A 9,595-nucleotide genomic window follows, 5' to 3' on the forward strand; every position below is an offset into this window, starting at 1 on the left:
CGCCCTTGGTAGATATGACATCTCCCGGGGCGGTTTCTTAATGTTTGTATCCTGAGTTCATACAGACTATTACTCTCTTACCTCATGCTGTCTGTTCCACAATCGTGCATATAGGCCGTTGTTATCCAACAGTTCATCATGTCTTCCCTGCTCCACGACCCTTCCTTTGTCCAACACTACAATACGGTCTGCGTTTCGAATCGTTTTGAGCCGATGAGCAATCGCAATAACTGTTCGACCTTGTACAAGACGATTAATAGCCTGCTGAATATCCCTTTCATTCTCAGGGTCCAGCGAAGACGTAGCTTCATCTAGCAAAACAATCGGCGAATTTTTAAGTATAGCGCGGGCAATGGATATCCTCTGTTTCTCGCCGCCCGATAACGTACTGCCTCCCTCACCTACCCGGGTATCATATCCCTTGGGTAGCCTGGATATAAAATCATGGCAACAAGCTTGGCGAGCAGCAGCTTCGATTTCTTCCTGTGTAGCATCGCTTTTGCCAAATCGAATATTGTTCGCAATGGTATCTTGAAACAGATATACATCCTGGAACACCATAGATATCTTGCGCAATAGCGCTTCCGTATTCATCTGTTGTATGTTGTTTCCACCTAATAGCACGCTGCCCTGATCCGGGTCGTAAAAGCGGGCAATCATCCGCAATACCGTACTTTTTCCGCTGCCGGAGGGTCCTACTAGTGCTGTGAAAGAACGAAACGGCATAGACATACTCACATTCCGCAATACTGGCTGATCACCATATCCAAAACTTACGTTTCTTAGTTCAATATCGTGTCTCTCCGAAGGCAACTGGTCACCCGGCATCACTGGCTCGTTCAGCAATTGGACGATACGTTCACCTGCCTGCTCGTGGTATCTAAATTCAGCGAAGTTTACAAGTGCAGTGGTTAGGGGATCATAAATACGTGTTCCTACAATCAGAAAAGAAACAAACACAATAACATCCATCTGACCCGCCAGCAGTAGATATACACCGATCATAACCATCCACGTCAAGCCAGACCGCATGAAAGCAATAGCAGCCAATACAATCGGTCCTAACAACCCTTCAATACGGATGCTGTGCCGCATCAGTTCTCTAAACGCAAGCTCCAGCCGGACAAAACGCTCACCAGTTAGCTGGTAGGCTTTAATCACCCGAATACCATTTAAATACTCCTGTAGACGATTCGCAGCATTGATTTTGGCACGCATATGATTGGCCCCCAGCCGCCGCTGGATACGGGAAGTAAGCAATACCAAGCAAATAGCCACCGGAAAAGCAGCAAACAATGCCAGCGCCATCCGCCAATCTAAAAAGGATAATCCAATTAATGCCAGAAGTGGCATCGTCACCGCCCCGATCATCTGTGGCACCAAATGGGAAATTCCATGTTCCACCATTGTAAAATCACCCATCATCATATTGGCTAGGTCACCGGGATCGCGTTTGTTCAGAAATCCCAGAGATAGTCTTCGCAAATGCTCAGCTAGACGCGACCTCCCGGTTACCGAGGCATCATAGGCTCCACGGTATTGGGAACGATAGGCCGGAATCTCACACAGAAACAGCAGAAGTAGCGACAGGAGCAGACCTCCACTAATCCACCATAAGCCAGCAGATTGGAGCGAAGCTCCCGGATGGATGAAAGGCTCGAAAATCAGACGGGCCGCCCCTACCAGCAAGGCAAAAGGAACCAACCCTGCGATATTGGCTAAGGTTGTGTATAATACCGGTTTTAACAGTACCCTTGGATTTCCAGCCGTGATACTTTGCAACATTCTCATCATTGAGCCGCCTCCTCTTCCCGTGCCCCAATCTGCCATTGTCCGACATCCGTATAGGCCTGCCATAAGTGGGCATACAGGCCGTTTACTTCCAGCAACTCACTGTGCTGACCCCGTTCAGCAATACGTCCTTCCTGAAGCACCAGAATCTGATCCGCATGCTGAATAGTAGACAAACGGTGTGCAATAACAATAACCGTCTTGTTTTTCATTAGTTCTTTTAATGCCAGCTGCATTTCATATTCATTTTCAGGATCAGCAAATGCCGTAGCTTCATCCAATACGAGAATAGGTGCATTTTTGAGAATGGCACGTGCTACCGCAAGTCGCTGCTCTTCTCCGCCCGATAGGTATACCCCTCCAGCTCCGATGAGCGTATCATAGCCGTTTGGCAGCTTACAAATGAACTCATGACACTGTGCTGCCTTTGCAGCCGCTATAACCTGCTCCATAGAAGCCTTCGCATCACCTACGGCAATATTGTTAAATACGGAGTCATAAAACAAAAAAAGTTTCCTGAAATACAAAAGCAACCGTATCCATCAGGTTAGATGTGCTCATCAGGCGGATATCGGCCCCACCAATGCGGACTGCACCTTTCTGTACATCCCAAAAACGCGGCACCAAATTGGCGATCGTCGATTTACCGGAACCAGACGGGCCGACTAAAGCGGTCATTTTCCCTTGTCTTGCCGTAAAAGTGATATTAGACAGCACATAGGTCGATGGATTGTCATCTCCGTCCTCATGCTTGTTAACCTCTTCTGTGTTTCCATAGGAAAAGAAAACTTGCTCGAACTGCACATCATAAGTAGTCGGCTTTTGCGGATGTGCTGGCTCTTGTATTGCAGGTTCTTTAAAAATACGGTCAATCCGATCAACGCCTTCATTAATATCACGCATTGAAGACATGAGATGCATAATTTTAAACATGGGTGCTGACACCCCGGGGGCCATTACCAGAAAAAATAGTAACACCGAGGCAAATGCAACATTCTGCGGGTTACCACTCAACAGGTATACACCGACAGGAAGTACAAAAGCAGCGAATGAGCCAATAATTACCTTAAAGACGAGAAAACCAGTTTCAAATTGGTCAGTGAATCTCATGCAATATTCACGATAATGCACCATATCGGAATAAAACTTACGAAACGAATGCACCGTCTGTCCAAACACCTTGATTGCGGGTATACCACGGACATACTGCACAGCCGATCCGTTTAGACGTTCCAGTGAGTTGTAATATTCCTTGATGTTATCCTGTGTTTTGGAGCCACCGATCAGCCTCATTTGAACGGTGAAAGCAAGCAGAATCGGCACGATACAAGCAAACGCCAACCATATATTCAAGCTAAACATGGTGACAATCATCACTACTGCTGTCACGATAACCTGCACCAGATCCGGTAATTGGTGAGCGACAAACGTCTCTACTTTTTCCACATTTTGCTCCAAAGTCTTTTTGACAGCCCCCGTGGAAGTGCCATTAAGCCATCCTAAGGGGATCTTACCGATGTGCGCAGACAGCTTGACGCGTAAGCCGTATAAAATACGGAAAGCCGCAATATGTGAGATAAGCCCGCCGATGTACATTGTAATAAGGCTGGCTAATAAACCTGCTAAAGCAATCAGTCCCCATTGAATCATCAATGGCCCGTCTGCTGTTGTAGGTTGTGCAGCGTGCTCAAGTAGCTCCTTGAGTACAAAATAAACTGAAGCATAAGGCACCAACATGAAAATGGCACTTAAACCGGAAAATAAAGCGGAAACAGCAAGTAATCCGCGTTTTTCCCCAGCGATTTGAAGTAATCGGGCAATGCCCGTTTTTGGTTGCATGAATCATTTCTCCTTTCCAAATACGGCAGTTGCAGAATGCATGAGCCTGTGTCTATTGTAGGCCCACATTCTGCTTCCTACCGCCAATTCCGGGAGAAACATCACCACTGGAAGGAGAGTTTTATAAAGATGAAGGTTTTATAAGGAGCATAAATTCTTATTTTTTCGGTAGGCACTTGGATTGTAGCCATATGTTTTACGGAATAGTGCGGCAAAATGACTAAAGTTACTATAGCCGACTATCGCTGACGCTTCACTGACTGAAATCTGCTCCTGTTCTAGCAGTTGCTTGGCTTTTTCCAGTCTCTGCTGGCGCACAAAGCCAAATACTGTTGTGCCGAATAGCTCTTTAAAGCCATTTTTCAGTTTTTGCTCATTAATATGTACCATCTGTGCCAACCGAATCAGACTGGGAGGCTGCACCAGTGTACGGAGTAAAATGTCTCGCGCCTCGTGAATACATTGCACATCAGTGGGTTTAATTGTCATAGAAAGTTTAGGTGGAGAAGTGCGTATTTCTTGCAAAAACAGAGCCATCAATTCCAGCGTCTTGCTCTCCAAGAAAAGCTGACGGGTTATGCCCTCATAAGAATGAGACGACAATTCCTGAGCAATAGCCCGCATATCAGTAGTAATCAACGCTTCTATGCAAGCAAAAGATTGCTCCAAACGAATACCCAGTTCCTGTAGTAACTCTTGCCATAGCAATGGATTAAAACGCAGCTCTAGATGATTCATCACATTACTAGCTGCTATCTCTGCGTGAATTTTCACATCATTCATGTAGACGAGCTGTACATGTCCCCCGTGCTCACGATCTGAACGAAAATCATCCACAGACCAAGTGGCGGAATAATCGATGTTTAGTGCCAACTCCAGATAAGGCTTATCAATTCTTCTTGATATCTGGACTGGCTCATGAAATAACATTTTGCTTTGTGATAGCTCAAGGCCATTGCGCAAAAAATGTGTTCGATGTATTCCGTCTCCCCACTTTTCGGGTATCTGATAAAAATGTTCGTGCTGTATTCCTGCTGGAGTGGAGCTATTTTCATGAATCATTAAGTTGGAATCGATTATCTGATTAAAATATTCATTAAAAGTAGACGGTGAAGTTTGTGTCTTCATCTTGTCATCACTTCCTTCTTATAGCTGGATTCGCAGGACATACGAGTTTCATTCTCCATTACAATTATAATGATTATCATTCTCAATTAAAAGATGATAATCATTCATCGAGTAGTTAGTTTACATAATATATATTACATAAACCCCTTATCCTCATGGTCACTTTTACATCGAATTGAAGAAGTCGCCCTTGACTTCATTACCTGTCTGATCGTATATTATGGATAGATCTTCAATTAAGGGAGAGATTTTAATGTCGGTGAACGTTCTTAACTAAGCAATTGCATATTCAGGGAAGACCATCAGGCTCTTGTACCCTTTAGGGACAGGTTTGTTTCTTGCTGAGTTTTTACCCTGGTATTAGTTAAGAACATGCGGATATCATAAATCGCCTTAGGGATTATTTTCATCTAGGCCTTATTCCGTGCTGTGTTCAGCACGGTTTTTTTGTTTCCAACTTTTGTGAACTCCTTTTACACGTTTTTCTATTCATAAGCCAATGAACTGATATGTTGGTTGGCCTGTGGATTAAAACGCAGAATTGATGAGAGCACATGCTGGATTATAGGCTTATTTGATGATACACTCCCTCTCCCTTAAAGGGCGGAGAATGAACGTTTTGTTCATTCTCCGCCCTTTTTTTGTTTTTCAGAAAGGTTTTAAAAAATCCTGTCAATACACAACTAAAGGAGAGATTTATCCATGAATGAAACTACAATGTTGCGTTTGGAATATGATCAGATTACAACAAGAGTGTCTGAATGTGCTTTTTCGTACCTAGGTAAGCAGCATGCCGCTTCCATGCAGCCAATTACAGATATCCGTACAATCAAAATTCGTCTTAACGAAACGAGCGAAGCTTTACAGCTCATTCGCCACGGAGCTAGCGTACCTGTTCCTTCATTGGAAGGAATGGAGCACATTCTGCACCTCTTGGGAACTGGCTATATGTTCAGCGAGCGTGATTTTTCTCATTTGGCCCAATTCATCAGAAGCTGCATGCAGCTGATGAAATATATGCATGCCAAGGCGGATTCAGCTCCAACCGTCAGTGCTTATGCCTCTTCCATGTATGACATGGAGTCACTCCTATCCGAAATCGAGAGATGCATTTATTCGGGTCGAGTAACGGATAATGCCAGTAAAGAACTAGCTAAAATTCGCAAAAAAATTGCAGTTACTGAAGAACGTATCAAGAGGAAACTAGATTCTCTTATCAGCCGTCACCGAGCCATCATGCAGGAAAATATGATCAGTCAGCGCAATGGCCGTTACGTCCTTCCGATCAAAAAAGAATTCCGCAAACAAGTGAAAGGCAATGTACTGGATGAGTCAGGTAGCGGTCAGACCGTCTATGTGGAACCTGCCGAGATCATAAATCTGCAATTCGAACAGAGCGCAAATATGGCAGAAGAATCAAAAGAGGAAATGAAAGTGCTAGGAGACCTGACTGCAATGGCTGAGTCATACAACCGTGAACTAAGCATTAATACAGAGACGGTAGGCATACTGGATTTTTTATTAGCTAAAGCCAAATACGCTATGACTCTGGATGCTGTCTCTGTCGAGCTTAACGATGATGGGATAATAGATATCTATGGTGCACGTCACCCATTGATGGCCCATACTATGGTGCCGCTTGATTTCTCAATTGGTGAAGGTTATTCTTCACTTATTATTACCGGGCCAAATACAGGCGGAAAAACGATGGCTCTCAAAAGCGTAGGTTTGTTAACACTCATGGTGCAATCCGGCCTGCTGGTACCTGTTTTGCAAGGTAGCCGAATGGCTGTATTCGAGGACATTGTGGTAGACATCGGGGATGGCCAAAGCATTGAACATGCTTTGAGCACCTTTTCTGCTCATATTCGCAATATGATTGGCATTTTGGAAACGGCAGGCAGCTCTACTCTGATCCTGATCGACGAAATGGCCTCTGGTACTGATCCGGGAGAAGGCGTAGGCCTATCTATCGCGTTACTGGAAGAATTTCATCGTCGCCGTGCGACAGTAGTGGCTACCACGCACTTTAGCGAAATCAAGCATTTTGCTGAAAACACACCGGGGTTCCAAAATGCTCGCATGGAGTTTGATACCGAAACATTGCAACCCTTGTACCGACTTCGCATTGGCGAGGCCGGGGAAAGCTACGCATACGCAATTGCTTTGAAGCTAGGCATGTGGACTCGCATTATCGAGCGTTCTGAGGCCATTTCTGCTGGAAGAACGTCTCAGGATGCACAGGAGTTTTTGGTTATTCCCCCTTCTTTTGATGATAAAAAGTCTGACGATGTATATAAACCTGCCTCTAAAAAAGCATCTACAGACCGCACAGTCGCAAAACAGGGAAAACAAGAGCACCCGCTCATAACCAAGCCATTTGCTCTTGGAGATAGTGTTTATGCCAGCTACCTAGATCGAACCGGTATTGTTTACAAAACCGAGGATGAACGAGGCAATGTTGGAATTTTGATTCAAGGACAAAAGCTGATCATAAATAAAAAGAGGCTCACTCTTCACATCGCTGCAACAGAATTGTATCCTGACGACTATGATTTGGATATTGTTTTAGAAACAAAGGAAAACCGCAAAAAACGGAAGCTTCTAACGCGCAAGCATGTTCAGGGGCTGATAATTGAATCTCCCCCGGAAAATGAAAAATAAGTTGCTTTGAAATGTTATACGTATCAAATAAATAAACATAATATATATTATGTAAACTTAAAAAAGCAAAAAGGCGTGTCTTAAGTTCAAGGCACGCTCTTTTACTTTTATTTTATCTTATACCTCAAGATGGTGTGACTGCATGTAGTTGTATATAGCACCTAGCAAATTCGCTTCATTGCCTAACTTACTTTGTTCAATATCTGCACGCACAAAATTTAAGATCGAATGCAGGTAAAGTTTCTCTAATTCTTCTTTAATGGTAGCAACCAGCAAAGGATTGGCAGATATGCCTCCCCCGATCACAAACTTTTGAGGGTCAAGAATTGTTTGTAAATTAATAATTTGTGTTGCGATGTTCCTACAGTATTCTTGAAAAATCTTTTGTACCGTGTGATCACCTTCTTCAATAAGCTTGAATATTTTTTCACCTGTTATAGCATCTTCAGGAAGTCCTTTAGCCTTGGCAACAGTTTTAGCTAAAACAGAACTACTCCCTTGCATACCAAGCAGATAATCAACATTGTCTGCATGCTCATTGTTAGTTCTGATGAAGGAGAATTCCCCAGCCGATAAATGATGGCCTTTCAGCAATTTCCCTTGAGAGATGATTCCACCGCCCATTCCTGTTCCAACTACCAAAACTACACCATCAGCGATCCCCTGTAGTGAGCCGCGCCATACTTCTCCAAGAGCTGCACACTTCCCATCATTTTCAATAGCTACAGGCAAATGAAACGCTTTCTTGAAAACTTCGATCATATTGATATCGTTTATATACCTTAACGAACCACCATGCACCATATGACCAGTGACCGAGTCCACAATACCTGGCATGCTGACGGCTACTCCTTCACATTCATCTATAAACTGATTATGAATTTGCTTCAAGACTATAAGCAGATTCTCTAGTGAATCTAATGGTGTAGCAACTTTACCTTTCGTCATAAATTTATCTTGAAAATATAAACTGAATTTAATAAAAGAGCCACCAATATCAAAAACCAGTATTTTATTTTTCATGCTGCTTATAGTCCTCTCATTGGGTAGTGTGAAATCTGGAGTGTATCTCTTAAAAACGATAATTAATATTAATGCTTTTGTAAATCCATCATTTTCTTTATCGTTAATAACACACCGTTCTCTTCATTGGATTTGGTGATAAAACTTGCTGCATTTTTAGTATTCTCACAAGCATTTTTTACAGCAAAACTGTATTTGGCAATACTCATAAGCTCCACGTCATTTTCACCATCTCCAAAAGACATGGTTTCGTCCATAGTAACACCCAATATCTCTTGGAGTTTTCTTACCGTCTCCCCTTTATGGGTATGAAGGGCTGTAATATCCAGCCAATTTGCTTCAGAATCTACAATATAAATTTGGTCTAGTAGCGTCTTTTCAACATGTTTTCTTAAAATGGAACTTCTCCCTGATGGATCGTAAACAGTTATTTTAAGAAAGTTGCTATTTATTTGATCAAACGAATCAATCTTCAGCACTTCCTTGTAGGAGCCCTTCACAATCTTGTAATATTCCTCTTGAATTTGAGAGTGGACATAGGCTGCTTCAGTTGTACATGCGATGATAATAAAATCCTTAGCGAAAGCTTCAATTTGACCGATCGCTTGTAAAGCCAAATTACGTTCAATTGTAAACTCTTTTACAACGACTCCATCCCTTTTAATGCGAGTAGCACTGTCTCCCAAGATCCAGATTCCTTTTCCGTGCTCATCAAACAACTCTTCTACTCTTTCACATTGCTTACCTGTACAAGCAACAAAGGCGATATTATTTTCTTTCATCTCTCCGTACACCTGATTAAATAATTCAACATCAAAAGTACCACTATTGTTCAGAAAAGTACCATCCAAATCACTTACTACCAGTTTAAACATAAATAAGCCTCCCTTAATTGTTAGAGTTTCCTACCGGTCAGTTCATACTTACGGTTTTTTATGTTCTTTCCAGGGATCAATATCAAAGTCTCTATTAACCTAAGACATTTTCAATCCCCACATTGTCCCACTCCCTTGTATTCGTATCTCGACCTTTAGCAAAACCTATCCAATGTAATGGGCTCGAAACAGATTCGATTCACTTCATAAATCACTTAATTAAACATGTTAATAAAGTTAGTAAAAAAAAGACCTTTATTAAGTGGATACAAAGC

At 42.7% G+C, this 9,595-nt stretch carries 5 protein-coding genes and 1 pseudogene; 1 reads left to right on the top strand and 5 read right to left on the bottom strand.

What is annotated here, in order from left to right:
• Positions 1-69: 69 nt before the first annotated feature.
• The 3 genes and pseudogenes from C400_RS0111155 to C400_RS0111165 form a co-directional block, all read right to left on the bottom strand.
• Complete coding sequence (locus C400_RS0111155; protein WP_026065428.1) at positions 70-1,791, bottom strand: ABC transporter ATP-binding protein; 1,722 nt, start codon at positions 1,789-1,791, stop codon at positions 70-72.
• A pseudogene (locus tag C400_RS0111160) lies at positions 1,791-3,630 on the bottom strand (ABC transporter ATP-binding protein). The gene C400_RS0111155 and the pseudogene C400_RS0111160 overlap by 1 nt, the downstream one beginning before the upstream one ends.
• A gap of 138 nt (positions 3,631-3,768) precedes the next feature.
• Positions 3,769-4,758, bottom strand: coding sequence for a helix-turn-helix transcriptional regulator (locus C400_RS0111165; protein ID WP_017427035.1), 990 nt, complete (start codon positions 4,756-4,758; stop codon positions 3,769-3,771).
• Positions 4,759-5,460: 702 nt separating this feature from the next.
• On the opposite strand from C400_RS0111165, the gene C400_RS0111170 reads away from it, so the two are divergent.
• A complete protein-coding gene (locus C400_RS0111170) occupies positions 5,461-7,422 on the top strand; it encodes an endonuclease MutS2 (protein WP_017427036.1) in 1,962 nt (653 codons plus the stop codon).
• 117 nt (positions 7,423-7,539) lie between these two features.
• Here the strand turns inward: C400_RS0111170 and C400_RS0111175 are convergent, their stop codons facing one another.
• Positions 7,540-8,445, bottom strand: coding sequence for an ROK family protein (locus C400_RS0111175; RefSeq protein WP_017427037.1), 906 nt, complete (start codon positions 8,443-8,445; stop codon positions 7,540-7,542).
• A 68-nt stretch (positions 8,446-8,513) separates the two neighbouring features.
• Entirely contained in the window at positions 8,514-9,320 is an 807-nt protein-coding gene (locus C400_RS0111180) for an HAD-IIB family hydrolase (RefSeq protein ID WP_017427038.1), read from the bottom strand.
• Positions 9,321-9,595: the final 275 nt, after the last annotated feature.

Origin of the sequence: Paenibacillus sp. ICGEB2008, from assembly GCF_000307675.1 — a bacterium.
GTDB classification, from domain to species: Bacteria; Bacillota; Bacilli; order Paenibacillales; family Paenibacillaceae; genus Paenibacillus; species Paenibacillus polymyxa.